General features: G+C 67.1%; 27 protein-coding genes. 10 read left to right on the top strand and 17 right to left on the bottom strand.

Going from position 1 to position 25,472, the window contains the following annotated elements; translation table 11 throughout:
* Nucleotides 1-17 precede the first annotated feature (17 nt).
* Nucleotides 18-1,010 (bottom strand): quinone oxidoreductase family protein, encoded by a 993-nt coding sequence (locus AC0GNO_RS08265; RefSeq protein WP_472903667.1) that lies wholly within the window; start codon nt 1,008-1,010, stop codon nt 18-20.
* 122 nt (nt 1,011-1,132) lie between these two features.
* Between AC0GNO_RS08265 and AC0GNO_RS08260 the strand changes: the two genes are divergently transcribed.
* A complete protein-coding gene (locus AC0GNO_RS08260; protein ID WP_472903666.1) occupies nt 1,133-2,059 on the top strand; it encodes a DMT family transporter in 927 nt (308 codons plus the stop codon).
* Here AC0GNO_RS08260 and AC0GNO_RS08255 read toward each other — a convergent pair whose 3' ends face one another.
* From AC0GNO_RS08255 to AC0GNO_RS08225, 7 genes are all read right to left on the bottom strand, one after another.
* A complete protein-coding gene (locus tag AC0GNO_RS08255; protein ID WP_472903665.1) occupies nt 2,060-2,857 on the bottom strand; it encodes an SDR family oxidoreductase in 798 nt (265 codons plus the stop codon).
* Between the two features lie 27 nt (nt 2,858-2,884).
* Complete coding sequence (locus AC0GNO_RS08250; protein ID WP_472903664.1) at nt 2,885-3,805, bottom strand: DMT family transporter; 921 nt, start codon at nt 3,803-3,805, stop codon at nt 2,885-2,887.
* Nucleotides 3,806-3,874: 69 nt separating this feature from the next.
* Nucleotides 3,875-4,594: a Crp/Fnr family transcriptional regulator gene (locus tag AC0GNO_RS08245; protein WP_472903663.1), complete on the bottom strand. Its 720-nt coding sequence runs from the start codon at nt 4,592-4,594 to the stop codon at nt 3,875-3,877.
* Nucleotides 4,595-4,709: 115 nt separating this feature from the next.
* On the bottom strand, nt 4,710-6,545 hold the full coding sequence (gene tfpB, locus AC0GNO_RS08240) for a type IV pilus assembly ATPase TfpB (RefSeq protein WP_472903662.1): 1,836 nt from the start codon (nt 6,543-6,545) through the stop codon (nt 4,710-4,712).
* A gap of 7 nt (nt 6,546-6,552) precedes the next feature.
* Nucleotides 6,553-7,335 carry a class I SAM-dependent methyltransferase gene (locus AC0GNO_RS08235; protein ID WP_472890089.1) on the bottom strand — a complete coding sequence of 261 codons (783 nt, stop codon included), beginning with the start codon at nt 7,333-7,335 and terminating at the stop codon, nt 6,553-6,555.
* A 500-nt stretch (nt 7,336-7,835) separates the two neighbouring features.
* Nucleotides 7,836-8,333, bottom strand: a complete 498-nt coding sequence (locus AC0GNO_RS08230) for a DNA-deoxyinosine glycosylase (RefSeq protein WP_472903661.1) — start codon at nt 8,331-8,333, stop codon at nt 7,836-7,838.
* Nucleotides 8,330-9,184: a TatD family hydrolase gene (locus AC0GNO_RS08225; protein WP_472903660.1), complete on the bottom strand. Its 855-nt coding sequence runs from the start codon at nt 9,182-9,184 to the stop codon at nt 8,330-8,332. The genes AC0GNO_RS08230 and AC0GNO_RS08225 overlap by 4 nt, the downstream gene beginning before the upstream one ends.
* Nucleotides 9,185-9,299: 115 nt before the next feature.
* Here AC0GNO_RS08225 and AC0GNO_RS08220 point away from each other — a divergent pair, with 115 nt between their 5' ends.
* The gene (locus tag AC0GNO_RS08220) at nt 9,300-9,686 is read left to right on the top strand and encodes an META domain-containing protein (protein WP_472903659.1); all 387 of its coding nucleotides are present in this window, start codon (nt 9,300-9,302) and stop codon (nt 9,684-9,686) included.
* Between the two features lie 4 nt (nt 9,687-9,690).
* Here AC0GNO_RS08220 and lolD read toward each other — a convergent pair whose 3' ends face one another.
* Together lolD and AC0GNO_RS08210 are read right to left on the bottom strand one after the other, a co-directional pair.
* Nucleotides 9,691-10,365, bottom strand: coding sequence for a lipoprotein-releasing ABC transporter ATP-binding protein LolD (gene lolD / locus AC0GNO_RS08215; protein ID WP_472903658.1), 675 nt, complete (start codon nt 10,363-10,365; stop codon nt 9,691-9,693).
* Between the two features lie 7 nt (nt 10,366-10,372).
* Nucleotides 10,373-11,629 (bottom strand): lipoprotein-releasing ABC transporter permease subunit, encoded by a 1,257-nt coding sequence (locus AC0GNO_RS08210; protein ID WP_472890121.1) that lies wholly within the window; start codon nt 11,627-11,629, stop codon nt 10,373-10,375.
* A gap of 44 nt (nt 11,630-11,673) precedes the next feature.
* On the opposite strand from AC0GNO_RS08210, the gene AC0GNO_RS08205 reads away from it, so the two are divergent.
* Together AC0GNO_RS08205 and recJ are read left to right on the top strand one after the other, a co-directional pair.
* On the top strand, nt 11,674-12,681 hold the full coding sequence (locus tag AC0GNO_RS08205; protein ID WP_472903657.1) for a phosphoglycerate mutase: 1,008 nt from the start codon (nt 11,674-11,676) through the stop codon (nt 12,679-12,681).
* Entirely contained in the window at nt 12,678-14,414 is a 1,737-nt protein-coding gene (recJ, locus tag AC0GNO_RS08200; protein ID WP_472903656.1) for a single-stranded-DNA-specific exonuclease RecJ, read from the top strand. Before AC0GNO_RS08205 ends, recJ begins: the two co-directional genes overlap by 4 nt.
* Before the next feature lie 334 nt (nt 14,415-14,748).
* On the opposite strand, the gene AC0GNO_RS08195 is transcribed toward recJ, so the two are convergent.
* Both AC0GNO_RS08195 and AC0GNO_RS08190 read right to left on the bottom strand, forming a co-directional pair.
* On the bottom strand, nt 14,749-15,498 hold the full coding sequence (locus AC0GNO_RS08195; protein WP_472903655.1) for a LytR/AlgR family response regulator transcription factor: 750 nt from the start codon (nt 15,496-15,498) through the stop codon (nt 14,749-14,751).
* A gap of 36 nt (nt 15,499-15,534) precedes the next feature.
* A complete protein-coding gene (locus tag AC0GNO_RS08190) occupies nt 15,535-16,596 on the bottom strand; it encodes a sensor histidine kinase (RefSeq protein ID WP_472903654.1) in 1,062 nt (353 codons plus the stop codon).
* 121 nt (nt 16,597-16,717) lie between these two features.
* Here AC0GNO_RS08190 and argH point away from each other — a divergent pair, with 121 nt between their 5' ends.
* Nucleotides 16,718-18,169: an argininosuccinate lyase gene (argH, locus tag AC0GNO_RS08185; protein ID WP_472903653.1), complete on the top strand. Its 1,452-nt coding sequence runs from the start codon at nt 16,718-16,720 to the stop codon at nt 18,167-18,169.
* A 13-nt stretch (nt 18,170-18,182) separates the two neighbouring features.
* Here argH and AC0GNO_RS08180 read toward each other — a convergent pair whose 3' ends face one another.
* Nucleotides 18,183-18,527 (bottom strand): DUF805 domain-containing protein, encoded by a 345-nt coding sequence (locus AC0GNO_RS08180; RefSeq protein WP_472903652.1) that lies wholly within the window; start codon nt 18,525-18,527, stop codon nt 18,183-18,185.
* Between the two features lie 149 nt (nt 18,528-18,676).
* On the opposite strand from AC0GNO_RS08180, the gene AC0GNO_RS08175 reads away from it, so the two are divergent.
* The 3 genes from AC0GNO_RS08175 to AC0GNO_RS08165 all read left to right on the top strand — a co-directional run bounded on the left by AC0GNO_RS08175 (nt 18,677) and on the right by AC0GNO_RS08165 (nt 21,851).
* Nucleotides 18,677-19,180: a bacteriohemerythrin gene (locus tag AC0GNO_RS08175; protein ID WP_472903651.1), complete on the top strand. Its 504-nt coding sequence runs from the start codon at nt 18,677-18,679 to the stop codon at nt 19,178-19,180.
* 203 nt (nt 19,181-19,383) lie between these two features.
* Nucleotides 19,384-20,184, top strand: coding sequence for a Crp/Fnr family transcriptional regulator (locus AC0GNO_RS08170; protein ID WP_472890077.1), 801 nt, complete (start codon nt 19,384-19,386; stop codon nt 20,182-20,184).
* Between the two features lie 146 nt (nt 20,185-20,330).
* A complete protein-coding gene (locus AC0GNO_RS08165; protein ID WP_472903650.1) occupies nt 20,331-21,851 on the top strand; it encodes an MFS transporter in 1,521 nt (506 codons plus the stop codon).
* Here the strand turns inward: AC0GNO_RS08165 and AC0GNO_RS08160 are convergent.
* Entirely contained in the window at nt 21,778-22,041 is a 264-nt protein-coding gene (locus tag AC0GNO_RS08160; protein WP_472903717.1) for a YjfB family protein, read from the bottom strand. The two genes, AC0GNO_RS08165 and AC0GNO_RS08160, sit on opposite strands and share 74 nt — an antisense overlap.
* 709 nt (nt 22,042-22,750) lie before the next feature.
* Here AC0GNO_RS08160 and AC0GNO_RS08155 point away from each other — a divergent pair.
* Nucleotides 22,751-23,515: a hypothetical protein gene (locus tag AC0GNO_RS08155; RefSeq protein ID WP_472903649.1), complete on the top strand. Its 765-nt coding sequence runs from the start codon at nt 22,751-22,753 to the stop codon at nt 23,513-23,515.
* On the opposite strand, the gene AC0GNO_RS08150 is transcribed toward AC0GNO_RS08155, so the two are convergent.
* From AC0GNO_RS08150 to AC0GNO_RS08140, 3 genes are all read right to left on the bottom strand, one after another.
* Nucleotides 23,475-23,765, bottom strand: a complete 291-nt coding sequence (locus tag AC0GNO_RS08150; RefSeq protein ID WP_472903648.1) for a type II toxin-antitoxin system RelE/ParE family toxin — start codon at nt 23,763-23,765, stop codon at nt 23,475-23,477. The genes AC0GNO_RS08155 and AC0GNO_RS08150 overlap by 41 nt on opposite strands.
* Nucleotides 23,753-24,043: a CopG family ribbon-helix-helix protein gene (locus AC0GNO_RS08145; RefSeq protein WP_472903647.1), complete on the bottom strand. Its 291-nt coding sequence runs from the start codon at nt 24,041-24,043 to the stop codon at nt 23,753-23,755. Before AC0GNO_RS08145 ends, AC0GNO_RS08150 begins: the two co-directional genes overlap by 13 nt.
* Nucleotides 24,044-24,133: 90 nt before the next feature.
* The gene (locus tag AC0GNO_RS08140) at nt 24,134-24,715 is read right to left on the bottom strand and encodes a TetR/AcrR family transcriptional regulator (RefSeq protein WP_472903646.1); all 582 of its coding nucleotides are present in this window, start codon (nt 24,713-24,715) and stop codon (nt 24,134-24,136) included.
* A 102-nt stretch (nt 24,716-24,817) separates the two neighbouring features.
* Between AC0GNO_RS08140 and AC0GNO_RS08135 the strand changes: the two genes are divergently transcribed.
* On the top strand, nt 24,818-25,405 hold the full coding sequence (locus AC0GNO_RS08135) for an NAD(P)H-dependent oxidoreductase (protein ID WP_472887537.1): 588 nt from the start codon (nt 24,818-24,820) through the stop codon (nt 25,403-25,405).
* The last annotated feature ends 67 nt before the right edge of the window (nt 25,406-25,472 follow it).

Raw genomic sequence — 25,472 nt, 5'->3', positions numbered from 1 at the left:
GTGCGGGTGCTCCCTGCTCAGGGCAACAGGATGGTGCAGCCCGTGGTCTGTCGGGCTTCCAGGCTGCGGTGGGCAGCCTGCACATCGGTGAGCGCAAAGCGCTGGTCGATGCGGATCTTCACGTCGCCGCTGCCCACCACCGCGAACAGCTCGTCGGCCATGGCCTGCGTGCGCTCGCGGCTGGTGATGTGGGTGAACAGCGTCTGGCGCGTCACATACAACGAACCCTTGGGGCCGAGGATGCCGGGCGCGAACGGCGCCACCGGGCCGCTGGCGTTGCCGAAACTCACCATCAGGCCGAACGGCATCAGGCAGTCGAGCGACTTGTCGAACGTGTCCTTGCCCACCGAGTCGTAGACCACTTTCACACCCTGGCCACCGGTGATCTCCTTCACACGGGCGGTGAAATCTTCGCTGCGGTAGTTGATGGTGAACTCGGCACCGTGCTCTCGGGCGAGCGCACATTTTTCGTCCGAACCCGCGGTGCCGATCAGGCGCAGACCGAGCGCCCGGGCCCACTGGCAGGCGATCAGTCCGACACCGCCAGCCGCCGCGTGGAACAGCACGAAGTCACCCCGCTCCAGCCCCTCGACCGGTTTGCAGCGCTTGAGCAGGTACATCGCGGTCAGGCCCTTGAGCATCATGGCCGCGCCGGTCTCAAAGCTGATCGAATCGGGCAGCTGGCACACGTTCATGGCCGGCATCACACGCACATCGCAGTAGCTGCCGGGCGGGTTGGCGGCGTAGGCGGCTCGGTCGCCCGCCTTCAGGTGCGTCACGCCCTCGCCCACGGCTTCGATCACGCCCGCGCCTTCCATGCCCAGCGCGAGCGGCATGGTGTTGGGGTACAGGCCGCTGCGCTGGTACACGTCGATGAAGTTCAGGCCGATGGCTTTGTGGCGGATGCGCACCTGGCCGAGGCCGGGTTCGCCCACGTCCACGGTATCGATCACCAGTTGTTCGGGGCCGCCGTTGGCGTGGATGCGCACGGCGCGGCTGGTCTGGGTCATGGGAATCTCCTGCTTTTTTTGAAACGACCCACATGCTGCCACGAAACGGCCGTGTCGCCTGCGGGCCAGATGCACAGGCCCCGCTCCAGCGCGGGACATGACCGTGTGGGTACAGTCGCCGCATGTCCACACCCGCCCGCCTCACGCCGTCCACCATCGCCCTGCTGCTGATCCCGCCGCTCATGTGGGCCGGCAACGCCGTGGTCGGGCGGATGATGCAGGGCTCCATTCCACCGATCACCTTCAACCTCTTGCGCTGGGTGCTCGCCGGCGTGCTGCTGCTGCCGCTCGCCGCCTGGGTGCTGCGCCCGGGCAGCGGCCTGTGGCCACAGCGGCGGCGTTTCGCGCTGCTGGGCCTGCTCGGCGTGGGCCTGTACAACGCCCTGCAGTACATGGCGCTCAAGACCTCGACACCGATCAACGTGACGCTGGTGGCCTCCAGCATCCCGATCTGGATGCTGCTGCTCGGCCGCGTGCTCTACGGTGTGCCGGTCTCGCGCCGCGCAGCCGTGGGCGCTGCGCTCTCACTGGCCGGTGTGGCGGTCGTACTTTCACGTGGTGAGCTGGCGCAACTGGGCGCGCTGCGGCTGGTCGCGGGTGACGGCTGGATGCTGCTGGCCGCGCTCACCTGGGCCTGGTACAGCTGGTTGCTGGTGCGCCCGCCCGAAGGCGGCTACGCGCCCGACATCAAGGCCGACTGGGCCGCCTTCCTGCTGGCGCAGATCGTCTTTGGCCTGGGCTGGTCGGGCATGATGACCGGCGCCGAATGGCTGACCCTGCCGCCCGCACCCACCGGCCACATGCAATGGGGCTGGCCGTTGATCATGGCACTGGTCTACGTGGCGGTTGGCCCGTCGCTGCTGGCCTACCGCAGCTGGGGCATCGGCGTGGCACGCGTGGGGCCCACGGTCGCAGGTTTCTTCAACAACCTCACACCGCTGTTCGCCGCGCTGATGTCGGCCACGCTGCTGGGCGAGCTGCCGCAGCTGTACCACGCGGCGGGGTTCGTGCTGATCGTCGGCGGGATTCTGGTGTCGTCGCGGCGCTGATCAATATGTTCCTGGGTACAGCCCGCCATCAGGCAGGATGTTCTGGCCGTTGAGGTAGCCCGCCTGCTGGCTGCAGAGGAAGGCGCAGATGGCGCCGAACTCATCCGGTGTGCCGAATCGCTTGGCCGGCACCTGGGCGATCTGCACCGCGCGCACCTCGTCCACGCTCTTGCCGCTCTTGCTGGCGGCACCCGCCAACGTGCCTTTGAGGCGGTCGGTGTCGAACTTGCCGGGCAGCAGGTTGTTGATGGTCACACCCTGCGCCGCGAGGCCGCTGCGCGCCACGCCGGCCACGAAACCCGTCAGGCCGCTGCGTGCGCCATTGGACAGGCCCAGGATGTCGATCGGCGCCTTCACCGCGCTGCTGGTGATGTTGACGATGCGGCCGAAACCGCGCGCGGCCATGCCGTCCACCGTGGCCTTGATGAGTTCGATGGGCGTGAGCATGTTGGCGTCCACGGCCTTGATCCAGGCCTCGCGGTCCCAGTTGCGGAAGTCGCCCGGCGGCGGGCCGCCCGCGTTGGTGACCACGATGTCGAATGCCGTACCCGGCCCGCCGGCCACACCCAGCGCCGCTGCCCGGCCTTCTGTGGTGGTGATGTCGGCGGCCACGGCGATCACCTGCACGCCGGGCGACGCGGTGCGGATGCCGGCGGCCGAAGCTTCCAGCGCTTCACGCCCGCGCGCCACCACGACCACGTTCACGCCCTCACCCGCCAGCGCCTGCGCGCAGCCCAGCCCCAGCCCCTTGCTCGCGCCACACACGAGCGCCCATTTGCCTTTGATGCCGAAGTCCATGTCCGTGTCTCCTTGTCAAAAAAACAATCACTGGCCCGCAGCGGGCTTGCCGAAACGCGTCACCAGAAACACACCCGCGAGCACCAGCACCGTGCCCGCCACGATCCAGCCGTTGAACGGCTCGCCCAGGATCAGCACGCCCATGACGATGGTGGACATGGGGCCGATCATGCCGGTCTGCGCGGTCAGGCCGGCGCCCAGGCGTTCGATCGCCATCATGACCATGAGCACCGGTGCAAAGGTGCACAAGGTGGCGTTGAGCAGCGAGAGCCAGATCACCTCGGGCGCCACGTCGGCCGCGCTCAAAGGGCGCAGGATCACGAACTGCAGCAGGCACAGGCCGCAGGCGACGCTGGTGGCCAGCCCCACCAGTCGCAGCGAGCCCAGGCGCTTGACCAGCTCACCGCTGTAGACCAGGTAGATCGCGTAGCTGATGGCGCTGCCAAACACCAGCAGCGTCCCGAGCACCGCGTTCGGGCCCTGGAAGCCGGCCTCGTGCCCGAACACCAGCAGCACGCCGCAATAGCTCACGGCCATGGCCAGCGCCTGCAGGCCGCTGATGCGCCGCTTGTAGATGAACCAGCCCAGCACCAGTACCAGCGTGGGATTGAGGTACAGGATCAGCCGCTCCAGGCTGGCGCTGATGTATTGCAGGCCCCAGAAATCGAGAAAGCTGGCGAGGTAGTAGCCGGTGAACCCCAGGCCGACGATGCCGAGCCAGTCTTTGCCGGTGAGGGCTGCCTTGCCCCGGCTGGCCCACCAGGCCAGCGCCAGGAACAGCGGCAGCGCGAACAGCATGCGGTACATGATCAGCGTCACCGCGTCCACGCCGTGGCGGTACGCGAGCTTGACGATGATGGCCTTGCCGCTGAAGGCGATGGAGCCGGCGCTGGCGAGCAGCAGACCGGTGGCGAGGTGGGGTACGGGTGGCGCGGAAGGGGAAGGCATCGTTCCGATTATCGGCAGACCCCGCGCGACCTGCTGTCACGCCGGGCCAAGACCGCTCGGGACAGCCTCTCAGGCCTTGGGGGCCGAGAGCCGGTCCGCGTCGACCACGCGGTACGCGCGGCCCTGCTTGTCGAGAGGTTCGATCAGGCCCTCGCGTTCGAAGGCCGAGATCGTGCGGCTCACCGTCTCCAGCTTGAGATCGAGCATCGCGCCCATGTCTTCGCGCGAGAACAGGTTGGCCACCGTGACGTCGTGCTCGGCGCGCATCTTGAGAATGAGTCCGGCCACCCGCTGGCGCGCGTTGCCGAAATTGAGCTCGGCCAGCCAGTCGTCGGCTTCTTTCAGGCTGTGGTGCCACTGCTCCATCAGGCGCTGGTGCAGCCGCGGCGTTTCGCGGTTCAGGCGCTGGATCACCTGCAGTGGCAAGCGGCACACCTTGATGTTGGTCAGCGCAATGGCATCGGAGTCGTACACCGGGCCCATCAGGGCTTCAAGACCGATCACATCACCCGAGCGCAGCACGCGCACGATGCGTTGGCGCCCGTCCACCGTGTTGCGCACCAGCTTGATCACCCCCGACCGCAGGGTGTAAAGCGATGTGGCCGTTTCACCCATGCGCACCAGCGGCTGACCCGCGCTGAATTCGAGGTCGTCGATGGGCGCGTGGATCAGGTTGAAGTCCTCTTCGCGCAGGTCGGCAAACAGCACCATCTCGCGGATGCCGCAGTTGCGGCAATCGGCGGTGCCGCGCCAGGCGGATTCGGTCTTGATCGGGATCATCTCGGACATTTCAGCAAGCGGACGTGTGGAGACCGGAATATAAGCCCTTGCTGAAAATCATGGACAACGATCCGGTCAAACGTTTGGCACATCGCGCAGCGGCGGAGTGTGGGGGCGATGGCCTTCAGCCGTTCACGGGCGGCGTGCAGGCCAGCACCTCGTCCAGCGTCGTCAGGCCTTCAGCCACGCGCGCCGCCCCGGCCAGGCGCAGCGGCCGCATGCCGTCCTTCACCGCCTGGCTGCGCAATGCTTCGAGCACCGGCTCGCGGCTCACCTTGCTCTTGAAGGTCTCGGTGACCACGAGCAGTTCGTACAGGCCCATGCGACCGTGGTAGCCAGTCATGCGGCAATCGACACAGCCCACCGGTCGATAAGGCCGGTACTTGCCGCTGATCTGCCAGGGCTTGACCAGCTCGGCCAGGGCTTCGCGCGACGCCGTGGTGCCTGCATCGTCCTCGCGCACGCGGCAGGCCTGACACAGGGTGCGCACCAGGCGCTGCGCCAGCACACCAAGCACGGTGGCGTTGATCAGGTAAGGCGGGATGCCCAGCTCCATCAGCCGCATGATGGCGCTGGGTGCGTCGTTGGTGTGCAGCGTGGTGAACACCAGGTGGCCGGTCAGCGCGGCCTGCACCGCCATCTCGGCGGTGGGCAGGTCGCGCACTTCGCCGACCATGATGATGTCCGGGTCCTGCCGCATCAGGGCGCGCAGGCCCTGGGCAAAGTCCAGGTCCAGGTGCGGCTGCACCTGGGTCTGGTTGAAGGCGGGCTCGATCATCTCGATCGGATCTTCCACCGTGCTCACGTTCACCTCTTCGGTCGCCAGGCGCTTGAGCGTGGCGTAGAGCGTGGTGGTCTTGCCCGAGCCGGTCGGTCCGGTCACCAGCACGATGCCGTAGGGCTTGCTGGTGAGCGACTGCCAGCGCTGGGCGTCGTGCGGCGCAAAACCCAACGCGCTCAGGTCCTTCACTGTGGCTTCGGGATCAAAAATGCGCATCACCAGCTTCTCGCCAAAGGCGGTGGGCAGGGTGGACAAGCGCATCTCGACCTCGTCACCGCGCACCGCGCTCGCGCCCGTGCCCGTACCGGGGCGCAGGGTCTTGATGCGGCCATCCTGCGGACGGCGCTTTTCCACCACGTCCATGCGGCCCAGCAGCTTGATGCGCGCGATCATCGCGTTCATCACGCCCATGGGCATCTGGTAGACCGGGTGCAGCACGCCGTCGATGCGAAAACGGATCACGCCCTGCTCGCGCCGCGGCTCCAGGTGGATGTCGCTCGCACGCTGGTCGAAGGCGTATTGCCAGAGCCAGTCCACCACCTGCACCACGTGCTGGTCGTTGGCATCGAGCTGCTTGTTGGCCTTGCCGAGTTCAACCAGTTGCTCAAAGCTGCCAAACCCCCCCTGGCCACCCAGCTTGCTCGCCGCACGAACCGATCGGGCGAGAGCGAAAAACTCGGCCGTGTAGCGCGCCACGTCCTGCGGACTCGCCAGCACCAGGCGCACGCTCTTGCGCGTCTGCCTCTCCACCTCGGGCACCCAGTCGCGGATGAAGGGCTCGGCCGTGGCCACCACCACCTCGGCCACACCCACCTGCACCGGCAGCACCTTGTGGCGCTCGGCGTAAGCCGCGCTCATCACGTCGGCCACCTTGCCCACGTCGACCTTCAGCGGATCGATGCGGAAATAATCCATGCCACTGTGTCCGGCCAGCCACTGCGTGAGCTGCTCAATGTCAAGCACATGTCCGTCGGCCTCGCGCGCTACGCCCACCACCGCAAGCCGCTGCAGCGGGTGCTGGGCGCTGTGCGCCGACGCACAGCGCGCCACCGTGCGGGCCGCCTCGTCCGCCGAGATCACGCCATCTTCGCGCAGCCAGCCCACCAGCGTGCGCCAGTCGAGCGGCCCGGGTTCGTGAGCGGGCCTGGGCGCAGGGGCCTTGGTGGTGGTGGTTTTCATGACACGTTCAGTCAACCGGTTTGAAAATGCGCAGCCATTTGACCGCTGGCAGGCGCCAGCGCGACTGGATTTCTTCGGCCCGCGCCAGCAGCGCCATGCGCGTGGGGCGGTCGGCGGTGCGTTGCGCCAGCACGATGGTGTTGCCCTCGCGCGTGGGCTTGAAAGCCCAGACCGCGCCTTCACCAAACGCCGCGCAGATACTCTGCAGCGAGCGCTCGTAGCTCGCGTCGCGGCCAAAGAGGTTCACCGTCATGACGCCCTCGTCGGTCAGCACCGAGCGGCAGTCGGCGTAGAAATCGGGGCTGTCGAGCACGGGTGCGGCGGCCTCGTGGTCGTACAGATCGACCTGCAGCGCGTCGATCTGGCCGGTGTGCGCCGGGTTGCGGATTTCCTGCTCCGCATCGGCCAGCAGCACGCGCAGGCGCGGGCCGTCGGGCGGCAGCTTGAACCAGCCACGGCAGGCCGCGAGCACCTGCGGGTTGATCTCGATCGCCGTGGTGTCCATGCGCAACTGCTTGAAGTGGAACTTGGTCAACGCGGCCGAGCCCAGCCCGAGCTGCATGGCGCGGCGCTTGCCCACGGAATCGGGCTCCACGAACAGCAGCCAGGCCATCATGCGCTGCACATAGTCGAGCTCGATGTCGAACGGCGCGTCGATGATCATCGATCCCTGGATCCACTCGGTCCCCAGGTGCAGGAAACGCACCTCGCCGTCTTCGGACATGGTCACGTCGGGCAGGGTCTGCGGCCCGGTACGGCGGCGGGCCGTGGCATTGGCTCCGCTCTTCATGCCCGGACTCCCGGGCGATCGCCGCCCAACAGGCGGGGAAACCATGCCATGGGGCGGCGGGCGGGCGAACCCCCTGAATCCGTCGCTGCGCGGACGGGCAACCAATACTGCATCTTTGTCACTTCTGGAACTGCAAAGCGATCATTATGAACAGGGAAGCCGTCTGGGCTTTTCTCGCGCCGGGTGGTTTTTCTTCCGGGCTCGTGTTTCTGGCTGGCATGGTGCGGGGACGATGACGCCGCGCGGCCGACTCCGCGAATGTCCCCCGGGCCGTTCCGGCCCTCCTCCTTGACTTCGCTGCGTCAGCCACCCGACGTCGACGTCCCAACCACCATTTCTCAGTTCGACGCTGGATCACCCCCACGTCTCCAGCTTGCTGTGGCGGTGCGTTCTGCATAGCGAAGTAAAGGAGGAGGCACGGCGAAGCCGGGCCGGGGGACATGAGCGGCGCAGAGCGCACCGACGCAGCAAGCGCCCGCGAGGTCTATGGGCAAAGGGTGCTAAACAGCAACCCCATGCCGCCGCAACACCTCAGCCCACGCAGCGAGCTTGCGATCAAACGACCAGCTCGCGTTCGCCGGGCTGGTGGATGGCAACTTGTACACCGGCAGTCCGAATGCCGACGTGTGCTTGGCATGCCGGAAGCTCTCACCCCCGTTGTGCGCAATCGCCTCCAGCAGCGGGCACTGCCGCTGCACCGCTGCGAAGTCATTGAGTTCGGCGGCGCGGATGTCGGCGTCCAGACTGCCCTCGCGCTCACAGGCGCCGTACACGTCCCACAGCCCCAGGCCATGCTCGTGCAGCGCGGCGATGCGCTCGGCATACGGCAACGTGGTCAGCGGCTGCTGCCAGAGCGCCCCCAGGATCTTCCAGAACTGGTTCTGCGGGTGGCCGTAATACTGCTGCGCGCGCAGCGATGCCACACCCGGAAAACTGCCCAGCACCAGCAGGCGCGTGCCCGCGTCGAGCACCGGCGGCAAACCCTGCAGGCGGCTCAAGCCACGGCCCCTCCCGCTGCCAAAGCCGCCAGTTTCGGCAGCGCCACCAGGGCGTTGGCGCTGGTCGCCCGCGCCAGCGCGTCGGTCGGCACACCCCGCAGATCCGCCACCACCTGCCCAATGCGCGGCAGCTCGGCCGGCGTGTTGACCCCCTGCGAGCGCCCGTCTGCGCGCTCCGCCGCCGTTGCATACAGCCAATGCGGCGGGATGTCGGGCGCGTCGGTTTCCATCACCAGCGCCGACAGCGGTAGTTCGGCGGCCAGGCGACGCAATTTCAGCGCCGGATCGAACGTCACCGCGCCACCGAAGCCGAGTTTGAAACCGAGGTCCAGAAAGGCCTGCGCCTGCTGCGCGCTGCCGTTGAAAGCGTGGGCAATGCCGCCCGCCACCGGCAGCTCGCGCAGCGCGGCCAGCAAGGGGTCGGCACTGCGCCGCACATGCAGGATCACCGGCAGGCCGTGCCGGCGCGCCAGCCGCAGCTGCGCGCGGTAGAAGCGGGCCTGGCGCTCGCGCATGGCGGGCTCGCACAGCGCAGGCACGAAGAAGTCCAGCCCGATCTCGCCCACCGCCACCAGCCGCGGATCGTCGCGGTGTTCGGTCAGCGCCGCGTCCAGCGCATCCAGGTCTTCGTCGCGCGCTTGTGGCACGCACATCGGGTGGATGCCCAGCGCGTAGGCGTCGCCCAGCCGGTGTGCCAGCCGGCGAACGGTGTCGAAGTTGCTGCGCTCCACCGCCGGGATCACGCACAAGCCCACGCCCAGCCCACGCGCCCTCTCGCGCGCCTCCACCGCCAGCGCGTGTTCAGCGCCGAATTCGGGTGCGTCGAGGTGGCAATGGGTGTCGATCCACATGGCGGTATAACCTTGATTGTGCCGCCTGAAGCGTGCCCGATGTGGGGCACACCGTGCGGCCCCGGAGCCCCCGATGTCCCATTCGACCTCTTGTTTCGTCCGCCCCTTCGCCTGCTTGGCCATCTCCCTCTCGCTGGCCGCCTGCGCCGGACAGCCCGCCGCGCCCTCGCTCACGGGCACCGAGTGGCGGCTGGAAGCCCTGGGCGACAGCGCCGTGATGGAGCGCTCGCAGGCGACGCTGACCTTCCCCGAGGCGGGTCGCGTCGCCGGCAACGGTTCGTGCAACCGCTTCTTCGGTTCGGTCCGCATCACGCAGGGCCACATCGGCTTCGACCAGATGGGTTCGACCAAGATGGCCTGCATGGGGCCGGCGAACGAGCAGGAGGCGCGCTATCTCGCTGCCCTGCAGAAGGCCGAGCGCTACGAGCTGCAGGGCCGCACGCTGCTGATCCACGTGCAGGGCATGGCGCAGCCGCTGCGCTTCGTCCAGACCCGGCCCTGAACCCTCAGGTCAGCACACCGGCCGTCAGGCGCAGCACGCGCCCGCAGCGCGCCGCCAGCGTCTCGTCGTGGGTGACGACGATGAAGGCCGTGCCCTGATCGCGGGCGAGCTGCATCATGAGTTCGAACACACCGTCGGCGGTGGCGCGATCGAGGTTGCCGGTGGGTTCGTCGGCCAGCACACAGGCCGGCTGCGTCACCAGCGCGCGCGCGATGGCCACGCGCTGGCGTTCGCCACCCGACAGTTCGGACGGTCGGTGGTGCAGGCGCCCGGCCAGCCCGACGCGCGTCAGGGTCCGGGTGGCGATTTCGGCCGCTTCAGCACGCGGCAGGCGGCGGATCCACAGCGGCATCGCCACGTTGTCGCGCGCGCTGAATTCGGGCAGCAGGTGGTGGAACTGGTAGACGAAGCCCAGGTGCCGGTTGCGCAGCGCCCCCTGCTGCGTCGCGCTCAGGCCCGACATCGTCTGCCCCATGAGTTGCACGCTGCCGCTGGTGGGCGCGTCCAGGCCGCCGAGCAGGTGCAGCAGCGTGCTCTTGCCCGAGCCGGAAGCGCCGACGATGGCCACGGTTTCGCCTTTGCGCACCGTCAGGTCCACGCCCTGCAGCACGGTCACATCGAGCCGGCCTTCGGAGAAACGTTTGGTCAGGCCGGTGGCCTGGAGAACAACGGGAGACATGGGCTGGTCACTCATAACGCAGCGCCTCCGCGGGGTTCACGCGGCTCGCACGCCAGCTCGGGTAGATGGTCGCCACAAACGACAGCACCAGCGAAATCAGGCCCACCGGCAGGATGTCGCCCTGTTGCGGATCGCTGGGCATGCTGCTGATGAGGTACACGTCCTGGGGCAGGAAGCTCGCGCCCAGCAGGCGCTCCAGCGCGGGCACGAGGGTATCGATGTTGAAGGCCACGCCCAGCCCCAGCAGCAGGCCGGCGCCGGTGCCGATGATGCCCACCATCGCGCCCTGCACCATGAAGATGCCCATGATGCTCTGCGGGCTGGCGCCCAGCGTGCGCAGGATGGCGATGTCGGCGCGCTTGTCGGTCACCGTCATCACCAGCGTGGACACGAGGTTGAACGCCGCCACCGCCACGATCAGCGTGAGGATGATGAACATCATGCGTTTTTCCAGCTGAACCGCCGCGAACCAGCTGCGGTTCTGGCGCGTCCAGTCGCGCACCAGCAGGCCCGGATCGAGGTCGGCGGCGATGGCAATCGCCACCTCGCGCGCGGCGTGCAGGTCCTTGATCTTCACGCGCACACCGGTGGGCCCTTCGACGCGGAAGATGCGCGCGGCGTCTTCCTGGTGCAGCAGGGCCAGCGCCGAGTCGTATTCGAAGTGGCCCGAATCGAAGGTGCCGACCACCGTCATCTGGCGGATGCGCGGCACCACGCCGGCGGGCGTCACCTGACCGCTGGGTGCGATCAGGGTCACCGTGTCGCCGGTGCCCACCCCCAGGCTGCGTGCCAGCTCACCGCCCAGAATGACGCCGAACGCACCCGGCACCAGCCGCGGCAACACGGTGTCGGCCAGATCGGCTGCGAGGTCCGTCACCTTGGGCTCCAGCGCCGGATCGATGCCCCGGACCAGCGCGCCCTTCATGTCCTCACCCCGCGCCATCAGCGCCTGAGCGCCCACGAAAGGCGCCGCGCCCAGCACCTCGGGATGCCGCTCGATGGTGGCCAGCGTGGCCGCCAGGTCGGGGATCGCCTGGCCACCCGGCTCGAAAATTTCTATGTGCGAAAGCACGCCCAGCATGCGGTCGCGCACCTCCTTCTGGAAGCCGTTCATCACCGACAGCACGATGATGAGCGCCGCCACGCCCAGCGCAATGCCCAGCATGGACACGCCCGAGATGAAGGAGATGAAGCCGTTGCGCCGGGTGGCGCGGCCGGCGCGGGTGTAGCGCCAGCCGAGTATGAGTTCGTAGGGGGTTTGCATCATGAAGTCCAGTGCGGATTGTGGCATCCCCGACAATCGCACCCATGTCCGTTGCCTCCATGGCCCCAGAAGCCCCGTCCTCTCTGCCCCAGCACTTGCTGATCCCGTTTGCCAGCGCCAGTGCGCCGGAGTGCCAGACCGTGCTGAACAGCCTGAACCTGCCGAACCTGGGGGCCTTGCTGGCTGAGCTGGCACCTGCGACCACCGACAGCGGTGACGAGCACTCGCTGAGCCTGCCGCACGAGCGCGCGCTGGCGCAGATCCGGGGCCTGGTGAAGGCCGATGGTTCAGCCTGTGACGACGGCCAGATCCCCTGGGCCGCCGCCGGGAGTGCCGAACCCGCCACGCCACAGGCCTGGTTCAGCCCCTGCCATTTCCAGATCGGCACGGATCACGTGAGCCTGCTGCCGGGCGAGCAGATCGGCTTGACCGATGAAGACGCCCGTGGCCTGTTCGACGCATTCAAGCCCTATTGCGCCGAAGACGGCATCACCCTGCGCTTTGAGTCGGCCACACTCTGGCACGCCAGCGGCGAGCCGCTGCGCGGCATCGCCTGCGCCAGCCTGGACCGCGTGAGCGGCCGCCCGGTGGACAGCTGGATGCCCCAGAGCCCCGCCAACCCGGCCGGCAGCCAGCTGCTCAAGCGCCTGCAGAGCGAAGCACAGATGCTGTTCTACACGCACCCGGTGCACGATGCGCGCACCGCGCGGGGCCTGTTGCCGGTCAACGGTTTCTGGATCAGCGGTGCGGGGGCCCTGGAAGCACCCGCACCGCTGCGACCCGCACCCACCGTCCCCAATACCCTGCGCCAGGCCGCGTTGCGCGCCGACTGGACGGCCTGGCAACAGGCCTGGGCGCAGCTCGACGCCACCGAGATCAAAACCCTGCTGGACGCAGCCCGTCGTGCTGAGCCGGTCACGCTCACGCTCTGCGGCGAGCGCTGCGCGCAGACCTGGGTCAACGCCCCACACGGCGCCGGCGCACGCCTGGGACGCCTGTTCAAAAAACTGCTGGGCCGTGAACCTGCCTGGAAAGCCCTCGAAACCCTATGAAGATCATCACCCGCGATGTCCCCCCCCGCGCCGCCTGGGCACTGGAGCAAGGCGGCGTGCACCCGCTGCTGGCGCGCCTGTTTGCCGCGCGCGGCATCACCGCCAAGGAGCAGCTCGACGACGCGCTCTCGCTGCTGCTGCCGCCGTCTTCCATGAAGGGCGCACAGGAAGCCGCCCGCGCGCTGGCCGACGCCATGGCGACCAACAAAGCCATCTGCATCGTGGCCGACTACGACTGCGACGGCGCCACCGCCTGCGCCGTGGGCCTGCGCGGCCTGCGCCTGCTGGGCGCACCCATGGGTTTTGACCGCGTGAACTACCTCGTGCCCGACCGCGTGACCGACGGCTACGGCCTCACGCCCGCCATCGCGAAGCGCGTGAAGGCGCAGGGCGCCGACCTGCTGGTCACCGTGGACAACGGCATCGCCAGCCTCGACGGTGTGCGCGCCGCCCGCGAGCTGGGCCTGCAGGTCATCGTGACCGACCACCACCTCCCCGCGCTGAAAGGCGGCGAGGTCGTGGTGCCCGCCGACTGCGTGATCGTCAACCCCAACCAGCCGGGTTGCAGCTTCGAGAGCAAGTCGATCGCCGGCGTGGGCGTGATGTTCTACGTGCTGCTGGCGCTGCGCGCCGAGCTGCGCGAACGGGGTGTGTTCGATGCCAAGTCACAACCGAAGATCGACACGCTGCTGCCCCTGGTCGCCTTGGGCACGGTCGCCGACGTGGTGAAGCTTGACGCCAACAACCGCCGCCTCGTGGCCCAGGGCCTGAAGCGCGTGCGAGCCGGCGCCATGCCGCCGGGCATGACGGCGCTGTTCAACGTGGCCGCGCGCCAGCCTCAAAAAGCCACCAGCTTCGACTTCGGCTTTGCGCTGGGCCCGCGCCTGAACGCCGCCGGCCGCCTGGCCGACATGACGCTGGGCATCGAGTGCCTGACCACCGACGATGGCCTGCGCGCCGACGAACTGGCGCGCATGCTCAATGGCATCAACCGCGAGCGCAAAGCGATTGAAGGCGAGATGCGCGACCAGGCGCTGATGCTGGCCGAAGAGATGTTCGACGAATCCGAAGAGCCGCCACCGGCGCTGATCGTCTTCGACCCGGACTTCCACGAAGGCGTGGTCGGTATCGTGGCCTCGCGCCTGAAGGACAAGATGCACCGGCCCACCTTCGTGTTCGCCGCCAGCGGCGCCGAGGGCAAGGAAAACGAGCTCAAGGGCTCGGGCCGCTCCATTGCCGGCTTCCACCTGCGCGACGCGCTCGACCTCGTGGCCAAGCGCCACCCGGGCGTGTTGCTGCGCTTCGGCGGCCACGCCATGGCGGCGGGTTGCACCATCGACGAAGAACACCTGGACATTTTTGAAGCCGCGCTGCAGCAGGTGGCGCACGAATGGCTCGACGCCGCCACGCTGCAGCGCCGCATGGAAGCCGACGGCGCGCTCGACAAGCAGTACCGCCGCACCGACCTGGTGGACACGCTGCACAAGGAGGTGTGGGGCCAGGGTTTTGCGCCGCCGGTGTTCTGCGAAGAGCTGCAGATCGTGTCGCAGCGGCTTGTCGGAGAGAAGCACCTGGCGCTGAAGATGAAGCACCAGGGCGACCCGGTGGACGGCATCTGGTTTGGCCACACCGAACCTTTGCCCGAGCGGGTGAAGCTGGCGTTCCGGCTGGATGCGGATGAGTGGCAGGGTCAGCGGCGGGTTCGGTTCTTGATTGAGGCGGCTGAGGTCTGAAGCTTTGTTCCGTTCGTCAACCTCGCGCGCTGGCGAGGCCATGGCGCTCTGCGCCGCTCATGTCCCCCGACGGCCTGCGGCCGTCTCCTCCTTTACTTCGCTATGCAGAACGCCATGTCCTCGCCAGCCAGAGCCGCGTGGGCGTTCCAGCATTGAGCAGTCCGTTCGCCATGAAGGTCATCGGCAAACGGGGTGACTGATGCAGCGAAGTAAAGGAGGAGGCGGCTTCAGCCGCCGGGGGACATGAGCGGAATCGGTCACCCCGGTTGCCGATGACCGGAGTGACCGGAGACCCAAGCCGCCGATAAAACCGAGCACCGCCAAAGAAGCCCGTTCAGCTCATCAGCGCTTCACGCACAGCAGCCAGCTGGCGACGGGAAACGGCCAGCCGCTCGTCCACCCCATCCAGCCGCACCGTCCAGCCCTCGCCTTCCACCGGATCGTTGTGCTTCTCCACCGCCCGCACCCGGCGGCGCGCCACCAGCGCATTCCGGTGCACGCGCACGAACAGGTGCGCGTACTTCTGTTCCAGATCGCTCAAGGCGCCGTCGTAGATGTGCTCCTTCTCGGCCGTGCGCACGGTGATGTATTTCAGCTCGGCCTTGAGGTAGATCACATCGGACAGCGCCACGCGCTCGCTGCGTCCGCGCTCCTGGATCAGCAGGCAATCCGCTGCACCGTGCGCATCTGCCGCGGCGCCCTCGCCACCCACACTGCGCAGGCGCTGCGCTTTCTGCAGCGCTTGCTGCAGGCGCTCCAGTCGCACCGGCTTGGTCAGGTAGTCGATGGCTTCCAGGTCAAACGCCTGCACCGCATGTTCAGCGTAGGCCGTGACGAAAATGATCTGCGGCGGCGATACCATCTGACGCAGGCTGGCGGCCAGCGCCATGCCGTCGACACCGGGCATGTGAACATCCAGCAGCACCAGATCGCAGGCCGTGCGCTGGATCTGCTCCATGGCCTGCACCGCGTTGGCCGCTTCGCCCACGATCTCGGTGCGCGGATCGGCGCAATCGCCCAGCAACGTGCGCAGCCGCGAACGGGCCAATGTTTCGTCGTCAACGATCAAAACCTTCAATGCCATGCCACGCTCCCTTGCTGTCAGGCTCGAAACAACAGCTTATACCGGTATTTCAAGGCGAACCTGAAACACGCCATCGACCAGTGCGCTCTGAAACCGCCCCTGCACGTCGTGCAACAGGGCCAGGCGCTGGCGCACGTTGTCCAGCGCCAGCCCGTTGCCTCTGGTGCCGCTGCCCGCCGGCACGGTGTTGGTCACCTTGATCACCACCACGCTGCCACGCCGCTGCGTGCTGATGCGCACCACGGCACCGGTGGGGCTGGGCTCCACGCCGTGCTTGACCGCGTTTTCCACCAGCGGCTGAAGGATCAGCGGTGGCAGCCGGGCCTCGGAGGCCGACTCGTCGATGCTCCATTCCAGCCGCAGGCGAGCGCCAAAACGCACCTGCTCGATCGCCAGGTAGTGCCGGGCCAGCTCCAGTTCCTGGCTCAGCGGCACCGCTTCCTTGGAGTCAGCGAGTGCGTGACGGAACAGTTCGCTCAGGTCTTCGAGCAGGCGCTCGGCCTTGGCAGGCTCGGCCCGCACGAGCGCGATCGCGCTGTTGAGCGTGTTGAACAGAAAGTGCGGCCGGATGCGGGCCTGCAGCTCGGCCAGCCGCGCGGCGGTGCTCGCCGGTGTGCGGGCGCGGGCGCGCCAGACCAGCGCCGCCACCAGCACCGCCGCCAACAACGCACCCGAGGCCGCGCTGGCCAGCCAGGGCGCCGGATCCACCAGCCCCATCCAGTGCAGCAGCGCACAGCCATACAACGCCGCCAAGGCCCCCAACGAGGTGCCCGCGGTCCACTGCGCCGGCATCGGCAGGCGACCCAGAGGCCGCTTGAGGGCACACACGCCCAGCAACCAGACCAGTGTCGCGGGCAGGGCAGCGCCTGTCAGCATGGCCATCTGGCCGGCCCAGGCCCACCACCCCTGGGCGTCAAACATTGCCGCCACCCACACGACGGCCTGCACGAACAGCACCGCCCGCAGCACCACGCCGACCTTGCAGGTGTCGAACACCAGTTCGCTGGCGCGCACCGGCTCGGGCATGCGCCGCAGGGGCCGCGTGCCGGACGCTGGTGCGAGGTCCTGGAAGCTCGATAAAATTCGGGAGTCTTGCATGGCTCGCACTATAGGCCGCGACCGCCCGATATGGGCAGCACAGATCCGTTTGTAAAACCCGGCCAGCCCGGCCCGGCGCACCCGCCGCCCTCCAATTCCCTACCCAGCCGCTGGCACCACCATGTCCACCAACCAACTCGACAAGAAATCCGAAGCCTGGTCCGCCCTATTCTCGGAGCCCATGAGCGAACTGGTCAAGCGCTACACCGCCAGCGTGTTTTTTGACAAACGCCTCTGGCTGGCCGACATCACCGGCAGCCTGGCACACGCGGAAATGCTGGCCGCACAGGGCATCATCGGCGCCGACGACCGCACGTCCATCGAACGCGGCATGGCGCAGATCCGCTCCGAGATCGAAGCCGGCACGTTCGAGTGGAAGCTCGACCTGGAAGACGTGCACCTGAACATCGAAGCCCGCCTGACCCAGCTGGTGGGCGATGCCGGCAAGCGCCTGCACACCGGCCGCAGCCGCAACGACCAGGTCGCCACCGACGTGCGCCTGTGGCTGCGCAGCGAGATCGACCTGATTTCTGACCTGCTGGTTGAACTGCAGACTGCGCTGGTGGACGTGGCCGAGCAGAACGTCGAGGTCATCCTGCCCGGCTTCACCCACCTGCAGGTGGCGCAGCCGGTGAGCTTTGCGCACCACCTGCTGGCCTATGTGGAAATGTTCGCCCGCGACGCCGAGCGTTTGGCCGACGTGCGCCGCCGCACCAACCGCCTGCCGCTGGGCTCTGCGGCCCTCGCCGGCACCACCTACCCGCTGGACCGCGAGCGTGTGGCCGTCACTCTGGGCATGGTGGATGAACAAGGCAACCCGCAGGTCTGCCAGAACAGCCTGGACGGCGTGAGCGACCGCGACTTCGCCATCGAGTTCACCGCCGCCGCCAGCCTGTGCATGGTGCACATCAGCCGCTTCAGCGAAGAGCTGATTTTGTGGATGAGCCAGAACTTCGGTTTCGTGAAGATCGCCGACCGCTTCACCACTGGCAGTTCGATCATGCCGCAGAAGAAAAACCCCGACGTGCCTGAACTCGCGCGCGGCAAGACCGGCCGCGTGTTCGGCCACCTCATGGGTTTGCTCACGCTCATGAAGGGCCAACCGCTGGCCTACAACAAGGACAACCAGGAAGACAAGGAGCCGCTGTTCGACACGGTGGACACGCTCAAGGACACGCTGCGCATCTTTGCCGAGATGGTCGGCGGCCAGCCCAACCCGGCCACGGGCCAGAAGGAAGGCGGCATCACCGTCAACGCCATCGCCATGGAAGAAGCCGCCAAGAAGGGCTACGCCACCGCCACCGACCTGGCCGACTACCTGGTGAAAAAAGGCCTGCCCTTCCGCGACGCCCACGAAACCGTGGCCCACGCCGTGAAAGCCGCCACCAGCCACGCCTGCGATCTGTCCGAACTGCCGCTGGCGGTGCTGCAGGGCTTCAACGCCAGCATTGAAAAAGACGTCTACGAGTGCCTGAGCCTGCGCGGCAGCCTCAACGCCCGCAACACCCTGGGTGGCACCGCGCCGGTCCAGGTGCTGAGCCAGATCACGCGCCACCGCGCCCGCCTGGCCTGAGCGGGCGCCTGGCTCAGATCCCGGCGGTCAGCGGCCCGGCCGAACCGTATTCGTTGTCGCCCTGGCTGGGCTGCACGGTCCAGTAAATCATCAGGATCAGTCCCAGCAGGGGAATGAAACCCACCAGCTGCCACCAGCCACTCTTGCCGATGTCGTGCAGGCGGCGAGCCGCCGCGGCGATGGACGGCACCAGGATGGCGAGGCCGAAAACACCGTTCAGGACGTCGTTCACTGCCCCCGTGACCACACCGCCCAGCACCACAAACAACACCCACCACCAGTATTCAGAGCGCGTCGCGCGGCCGCTGAAACTGGCGTACTTGGAAAAACAGGTCTTGATCGCGTCAACGAATCCCATGGGTTCCTCCTGGCTGTGGTGGCTGGAAAGCGCGGCCCGGCGGGTGCGCCGTCGCCATCATAGACGGCGCCCGCTGGCACAATCGGTGTCTTGCGGCGCTTGACCTCCATCAAGTCCCCCGGCCCGCCCACCCCGTACAGTTGCGCCCCATGAACACCACCGCCACGCCCGAAGCCCCCGTCACCACCGGCCTGGAATGGGCCCCCGGCCTGCAGACCGGCGATGCCCGCATGGACGAGACGCACGAAGAGTTCGTCACCCTGCTCAACCAGTTGCTCGCCACCCCGCAAGACCAGCAGTTGCCGCTCTACCGCGAGTTTGTGGAGCACACCGCCGCCCACTTTGCGCAGGAAGAACGCTGGATGCTCGCCACCGGCTTCACCGCCGACAACTGCCACGCCTCGCACCACGCGACCATCATGGAAACGCTGCACGCGGTGATTCCCCACTATCAGAACGACGACCCGGAAATCATCACCCGCCTGGCCGAGGCGCTGGTCGAATGGTTCCCGCAACACGCCGCCAGCATGGACGCCGGCCTCGCCCTGCACCTGAAAGACGTGGGTTTCGACAGCCGCACCGAAACCCTGGCCGACCCGGACCGGGTGCGGCCGGCGACGATGAGCGGCTGCGGCAGCGTCAGCTGCAGCTGAACACGCCCGCGCCGACCCGTCCAGCGGTCTGAGCGCGCAGTCGCGGGTAGCGCTTCACGTTGCTGAAGACGCGCACGACCTGGTGATGCCCCGTTCTTACAAGGCCTCTGTGCAGCCCGCAGACCCCGCACGCGCTGTGCGTGTATGCTCCACGCAATTTTGAGCGGGTGTCATACAAGCTCCAGCTCCCCCAGAGCATCGAGATGTCCACCAAAACCAAAATCCAGCCTCATCCTCGGCAGAACCATCTGCTGGCCGCCTTGTCACCGGAAGTTCAGGACCGGCTGTTCCCCTATCTGGAACTGGTTGCGCTGCCGCTGCGCGGGCTCATGTACGAATCAGGGCGTCCCATGCGCCACGTCTACTTCCCCACCGACGCCATCGTCTCGCTGCAGTACGTGATGGAAAACGGCGCCTCCACCGCGATCCTTGTGGTGGGCAACGAAGGCCTGCTGGGCATCACCTTGTTCATGGGTGGCGAGAGCACGCCCAGCCGCTCGCTGGTGCAAAGCGCCGGTCATGCCTACCGCCTGCCCCGGTCGCGGGTGAAGGATGAGTTCAAGCGCCATGGCGAGTTGCTGGTGTTGATGCTGCGCTACACGCAGGCCCTGATCACACAAGTCGCCCAGACCGCCGTGTGCAACCGGCACCACGCCATCGACCAGCAACTCTGCCGCTGGCTGCTGCTGTCCATGGACCGGCTCTCCGGCAACCAGCTGACCATGACGCAGGAATTCATCGCCAACATGCTCGGTGTCCGCCGCGAGGGCGTCACCCAGGCGGCGCTGAAGCTGCAGCAGCTGGGTGTGATTTCGTACGGACGCGGATTGATCAAGGTGCTGGACCGCCCCAAACTCGAAGCCCTGAGCTGCGAGTGTTATGCCGTGGTCAAGAAGGAAACCGACGTGCTGCTGCACTACGTGCCGCAACGCCAGGTGATCAAGGACGCCAGCAGCATTCCGACGGTGACCCTGCCCACGGGCAACGCTGTTCTGTCGGCCTGAACGGAACCGCCCCTTCGCAGAGCCCGGATGTCGAAATCCGGACGGGGTGATCGTCGTGGTATGAGGGGGCACTTCGTCCCTGTCATTCGCCTTGGCCCCGCCTTCGTACCGGGCGGAACAAGCCCGTGCCCGATGCCGCCGATACCATGAACCCTGCCCCGTCCACCTTGCCGGACACCCCGCCCGCCCGGGCCACCCGCCGCGAGTGGTGGGGCCTGGCCATGATCGCCCTGCCCTGTCTGGTCTATGCCATGGACCTGACGGTGCTCAACCTGGCCGTGCCCGCGCTCAGCCGGGCGCTGGTGCCCAGCGCCTCACAACTGCTCTGGATCATCGACATCTATGGCTTTTTTTTCGCCGGCTTCCTGATCACCATGGGCACGCTGGGCGACCGCATCGGGCGCCGCCGCCTGCTGCTGATTGGCGCGGCCTTCTTCGCCGTGGCCTCGGTGCTGGCCGCGTTCGCGCGAACCCCCAACGAGCTGATCGTGCTGCGCGCGCTGCTGGGCATCGCCGGTGCCACGCTCGCGCCGTCCACGCTCTCACTGATCCGCAACATGTTTCACGACAAGACACAGCGCCAGTTCGCCATCGGCGTGTGGATCACCGCGTTCTCGGTCGGCAGCGCCATCGGCCCGCTGGTCGGCGGCTGGCTGCTGGAGCACTTCTGGTGGGGCTCGGTGTTCCTGCCCGCCGTGCCGGTGATGGCCCTGCTGCTGGTGCTGGGGCCGCGCCTGCTGCCCGAGTACCGCGACGAGAACGCCGGCCGCATCGACGCGCCGAGCGTGCTGCTCTCGCTGAGCGCCGTGCTCGGCCTGATCTACGCCGTCAAGGCCATGGCCGAACACGGACCGAGTCCCGGGCGGCTGGCCTTGCTGCTCGCCGGGCTGGCCCTCGGCGTGGCTTTCGTGCGGCGCCAGAAGCGCATCGACTACCCGCTGCTCGAACTGCGGCTGTTCGCCATCCCCACCTTCCGCACCGCCATCATGGCCTACGGGCTGTCGTGCCTGGCCATGTTCGGCATCTACATCTTCATCGCCCAGCACCTGCAGATGGTGCTGGCGCTCTCGCCACTGCAGGCCGGCTGGGCCACGGTGCCGTGGGCGGGCGGCTTCGTGTTCGGCTCCCTGGTGCTGGCGCCCTGGCTGGCACGGCGCTTCGGGCCCGGGCCGGTAATGGTGTGGTGCCTCGCGGCGGCAGCGGCCGGCATGCTGCTGATGGTGTGGGCCGACGGCCCCTGGGCGCTGTGGGTGCTGGTGGCCGGCATGGTCGTGGTCAGCCTGGGCATGGCGCCGGTGTTCGCCATCGGCACCGAACAGATCATCACCTCGGCACCCCCCGAGCGCGCGGGCGCCGCCTCGGCCATCGCCGAAACCAGCTCGGAATTCTGCGGCGCACTGGGCATCGCGCTGTTTGGCAGCGCGGGCACGCTGATCAACCGCCAGCAGCTCGCGCAGGCCGGCGGCCAGGGCCTGCCACCCGAAGCGCTGGCCACCCTGGGCGGCGCCCTCGCGGTGGCCGAACGCCTGCCCGCCGACGCGGCGCAAACACTGACCCTCATGGCCCGCGCCGCCTTCACCGACGCACTGCAGTTCACCGCGCTGACGGGCAGCGCGCTGGTGCTGCTGGCCAGCGTGCTGGCGGCGCGGATGTTGCGGCGGCCGTAGCGGCGGCGCTGGCCTCAAGCCATCGTGTTGACCTGTGTCCCCACCGACCCGCTGCCCGCTGCCCGCTGCCCGCCAGCGGCAGATTGCCCGCCACGGCGTTCAGCAACGCCGCCGACGCTGACTCCTGCATGTCCATGGCTTTTTTCATGACGAGGATTTGCGCTTCCTGCGCGGTCTGGCTGTTGCTCATCTGAATCTCGCGATCCATGAGCAGAGCGGGAGAGACATTCATGTCCATGCGGAATCCTTGAGAGGTGTTCAGTGCTTATCGGCGCCCCGCACCCACAACTTGACCCGCCCCTACGCCCCTCCCGGTCCGAGTCGCTTGTCACCGGGGTAACGAAACGTACACAATGGCCGCCAAGCCATCAGTCAACAACAACGCCGCCCAGGGAGGGCGCCCCATGAACGACGCCCAGCCGCGCCCGTTCGACATCCGCATCGACTGCGAACTCACGCACCCTCAGGTGATCGGCCTCACCCTGCGCGCGGACGGGTTTGGGATGTCTCAGGGCTGAATCGACACTTGATCCCATGAGGAACCGCACGACAAATCGCAGCAACCTGATACGCAGCATGGGGCTCGCCGCGTGGTGGACCCTGCACGCCTTTCTTGCCACCGTCTAGCTGCAGCTTGCGTTGGGGGACTTTGCTCGTGACGACATGGCGTCAGGGGTGTTTGAGCCTGCCGACTTGGCACAGGTGATGCAGCACTTTTCGGTGCCGCTGGAACCGTTGCAAGCTTTCGGGCTGTTGTTTCTGGCGATGGCGAGCCTTGCGTACGCGACCGCGGCACTGTGGCGGCGAGCGCTGCAGGCCTTGGGCGTCGCGGATTTGGACTCGATAGCGGCCCCACTGGGTTGCGCTGGGCGTTCAGGCAGCAACTGCTATCGGGCTGGATGCTGGTGCCCCTGGGGTTCACCGGCGCTGTCTTGTGGGCATGGCATGCGCAACACAGCAGGGTGGCCATTGGTCTGGGCGTGCTGATCAGCTACGTTGTGCCGCTGCTGATATTGCGGCCACGCTGGCTCGGAATGGACAGCAGAGACAGGTCTTGGCTGCCCAGCGGGGCCGCGCTGGGCGTGTTTGTGGTGTGCGACGTGCTGACCCGAGCGGCCGATGCAGGCCTATCAGCCTTGGGCGGCCCGGCAGGCAGCACAGTGTCCTTTGTGCTCGAGGTTTTCGTAGCATGGTTGTCGGCCAGCGCGCTGATCTTCGTGCGCAGCTGGCGGGCGACCGTGCCCCACCTGGCTTCGCGTCTGAACCAACGATTCGCCATGCTGGCGGTTATGGGGTCGCTCCGCCCGCTGGCTTTGTTCACTGCCTGGCTGCTGCCACCCATACTGCTCGCTTTTCACCACGCCAATTTCATTGCCCCCACGGTGGTGCATCTGGCAGCGTATTTACCTGAGGCCGTCACAACGGCCAATCGACTGTTCTTTGTGGTGGCAAACCCCGTCACGGACTACTGGTGGGTCGCACTCATACCGTTGCTGTCCACCGCAGCGGCGCTCTACGTGGGCCGTTGTCTGGCGCTGTTCGAACGCCATGAGAACGAGGAAGCGCAGGATTCAGGTCTTGCCTTTTGCCATCGAGCCCAATGCCCGTGCTTAGCTGAAGAGTTCAGAAGCCCGCTTCTTTCTGGTGCCGCACGGCAAGAATGACGATGGCCTCCGCATCCACGCGGTACCGCGCCACGTAACCACTGTCTCCAAAGTCGATGACCCATTCCCGGAACTCGACAGGCATGTCTTCAATGGGGCGTCCAATACCAGGCTGTTGCCCGAGCACCCTCACGCTCTGCCGCAGGGCTTGCACAGCCCTTTGGGCCGCGTCGGTGTTCTTGATCGCCAGGAAGCGATAAAGGCGCTGCACATCGAGCAGCGCCTGCGGGGACCAGATCAGGCGTGGCATTCAGGCGGTTCCACGTCCTCGCCCTGTTCGAGCTTTGCCAACCAGGCATCGGCTTCTTCGGCCGTCACGTGCACGCCCGTAGCACGGTAGGTTTCCCAGGCTTGGAGCGTGTCTTGCCGGAAGGCCTCGCGCTTTTCTTCCCGCTCGACGTACTGCGTGATGGCCTCGCGCATCAGCCAGTGCGAAGTGCGTTGGCGCGCATCAGCCAAGCGCTTCACGCGGGCTTTGGTGTCTTCGTCGATCTTGATCGCAACAGGGCGAATGGCGGTTGATGGCATGGTGCCCTCCTAGAGTATGTAGAGGTATTACCCTATCATACCCATCGGCCCACGCCAAATACCCGGGCGTAAGTTGCGGGTTGGGTCCAGTCATCCCGCCGCAGGCGCCAGCCAGGCGCGCAAGTAAGGCTGCAGCCGAGCCTTCATGGTCTTGTCCTTGTGCAGGGCGCAGAAGTTCAGCGCCAGGGTCTGCATCAGAAAGGCCTCGACGCCCTCGACCAGGATCTCGATCGGCACGTCTTTGCGGAACGCGCCCTGCACCAGCCACTGACCCACGAGCTCGCCGAGCCGGCCGAAGCTGAGGGCAATGGGGCCGATCTCTTCCACCGCCATGGCGCCCGAGCGCCGCATGATGAGGTCGAACACGTAGCGCTCTGACGACATCAGCTCCACCAGCGGCATCAGGCGCTGGGCCAGCTGGTCTGCGTCACGCGGCGCCGGTTCGGCTGCCATGCGGTCGAGCAGGGTCTCGATGCGCTGGCCGATGAGCAGGTCCATCAGCTCGTCCTTGTCCTTGAAATGGGCAAAGAACGTGCCCTTGGCCACGCCCGCGGCTTGTACGGTTTCTTCGATGCGCAGGGCCTCGAAGCCTTTTTCGGCGACGAGTTGGTCCGCCACCGAGGTCAGTCGGGAGCGGGTTTCAAGGGTTCGCTGCTGGACGGCTTTTTTCATGGGGCATGGGCGGCCATAAAGTGACCTCAGTCAATTTATATTGACCTTGGTCATTTTTTGATCTATAAATTTGACTCCGGTCAATTTTATAGGAGCACGCCCGTGAAACGCATCTTCATTCTCAACGGCCACCCGGCCGAACGTTCGCTGTCCCGCACCCTGGTGGAGGCCTATGCCAACGCCGCGCGCCAGGCCGGGCACGAGGTTCGACTCACCCACCTGCACGACCTGGCGTTCGACGCCGACTTCGGCTGGGTCGACTACCAGCAACCCAAGGCGCTGGAGCCCGCGCTGGAGCAACTGCTGCAAGACCTGTCGTGGAGCGAGCACTTCATGATGTCCACGCCCATGTGGTGGGGCGGGCTGCCCGCCAAGCTCAAAGGCCTGTTTGACCGGGCGCTGCTGCCGGGCAGGGCCTTCGACACCCGCAAGAAGAGCCTGCTCGGCCTGCCGCTCCCGATGTTGACGGGGCGCAGTGCGCGCGTGGTGATCACCTCCGACACCCCGGGCTGGTTCATGCGGCTGGCCTACAGGAACGCCCTGATCTGGCAGCTGCGCGGGCAGATCCTGGAGTTCGTCGGCCTCAAGCCCACCCGGCTGACGCACCTCGGGCCGGCCAGCGAGGCCAAGCCCGAGCAGGTGCAGCGCTGGGTGAAGCAGATCCAGGACCTGGGCGCGCAGGCGGCTTGATGGGAACGGATCACGAGGCAGAAGGCGTCGAGCGCCTGGCGAACAACGGGGTCTTGCCTTTTGCCCC

The organism is Hydrogenophaga sp. L310, from assembly GCF_055703065.1.
The sequence above is the reverse complement of the archived record's forward strand: the minus strand, read 5'-3'. Positions and strand labels throughout refer to the sequence as shown.